We start from the raw sequence: 1,360 nt of genomic DNA, 5'->3' as shown, positions 1-1,360 counted from the left end.
AATATATATATATACTAGTAAATGGAACCCAAAATGTACGACGTATTTGGTTACTTTCCAAAGAATAACACTTTCAACACACAAAGTGATAAATCGGATAGGGAAAGTTATCAATACACAAAGAGAGATTACGTAACAATTTACTTCAACAATACATTAGCCAGTTTAGGCAGATCATGGGAAAGTTTTAAAATAGATGCATATTTGACTATGTATGAAATTGTAACTTGGTTAGAGAAAAAATACAAAAGCTTTACTGAGCGAGTTAAAAAGTACGATTTTCACGCTCCAACAGAAAAACCTCCAATTATTGAAGAAATAGAAATGAAGGAACTGAACTGTGCATTTAGACCATTCCGAACTCCTCCTATTCATCCAGCGAGCAGCAATCTTGACACCAATGGCCTAAAGCAAATTGCTGTTACTCAATACGTACCTCAAGTTACTCAACAAAAATAGATTAGGTCTTTAATGCACGATCGTATTTATTCAGTGGCGTGGTGAATATTGAGGCAAAAGTGGTGTCATATAAGTAGCTGACACGCAACTGTACGAACGTTGTGATTTGAGCCTGTCACGAGATTATCATCCAAGTAGCTCCTTTTCTTGTCATCCCAGTGCTCCAACACTTGTATCTGGGATCCAGCATTTCCATAATTATCAAAACGTCAATTTTATCATAAAACAGCTACTTTTATACTCACCTACTTGGTAAAATTCCTAGATTCCAGCGTCACGCGCACAGCTGTACGAACCATACGCGTCAAGTTAAGGAAATGCTGCCAAATATAGCAACATTTAAAGAGGATGTCTTATTTGTTTCATTTATTTTTTAGGAAATTCTTACCTAAAATAAGATAAATTATTAACTTAACTACTTAATATTTAAATAGTTTTTTATATCATCTTCTTCCCTCCTTATGTCACTTTTCCTTAACTTGACGCGTATGGTCATTGAAGGTTTGTCGCCGAAGCTTCAATTGCCAGTTTTTGAGGGAAGTGCAGACTTTATAGCATGCGAAAAAACATGCGATGGGCTTGAAGAAAATTCCGTATGTAAAGCTCGTTTTAAGCAGGGAATCGATAAGGTTAAGTCTGAGAACTTGAATTTATATAATATATATTATGGTTATTATGATCAAACAAGCGATAATCCTTATAAAACGGGAATTGTAGTATCAAAGTTCTTAAACGATCAACATCCTAAGACGATTGTCAAACAATTCCACTGTACTGGACAAGGAGATTACAAGCATACGCGTCAAGTTAAGGAAAGAAGATGTGAAAGAGAACAGAATAATAAGATATAAGTTGTCTCAGATATGTTTTTAGTAAGAGAACTAACGATGAATAAAATAAC

General features: G+C 34.6%; 2 protein-coding genes. Both read left to right on the top strand.

Annotation, left to right across the window (positions count from 1 at the left end):
- Nucleotides 1–33: 33 nt before the first annotated feature.
- Complete coding sequence (locus tag DM84_RS05915) at nucleotides 34–459, top strand: WD_0964 family protein (RefSeq protein ID WP_250779071.1); 426 nt, start codon at nucleotides 34–36, stop codon at nucleotides 457–459.
- 488 nt (nucleotides 460–947) lie between these two features.
- Nucleotides 948–1,310, top strand: a complete 363-nt coding sequence (locus tag DM84_RS05910) for a collagenase (protein ID WP_250779069.1) — start codon at nucleotides 948–950, stop codon at nucleotides 1,308–1,310.
- Nucleotides 1,311–1,360: the final 50 nt, after the last annotated feature.

Source organism: Wolbachia pipientis (assembly GCF_023661085.1).
GTDB lineage: Bacteria > Pseudomonadota > Alphaproteobacteria > Rickettsiales > Anaplasmataceae > Wolbachia.
Note: the sequence above shows the minus strand (reverse complement) of the source record. Positions and strands in the feature narration are given on the sequence as shown.

Bases quoted from the DNA above. Each gene is read 5' to 3' on its own strand.
- DM84_RS05915 (WP_250779071.1), top strand. From the start codon at position 34: ATGTACGACGTATTTGGTTACTTTCCAAAGAATAACACTTTCAACACA.
- DM84_RS05910 (WP_250779069.1), top strand. From the start codon at position 948: ATGGTCATTGAAGGTTTGTCGCCGAAGCTTCAATTGCCAGTTTTTGAG.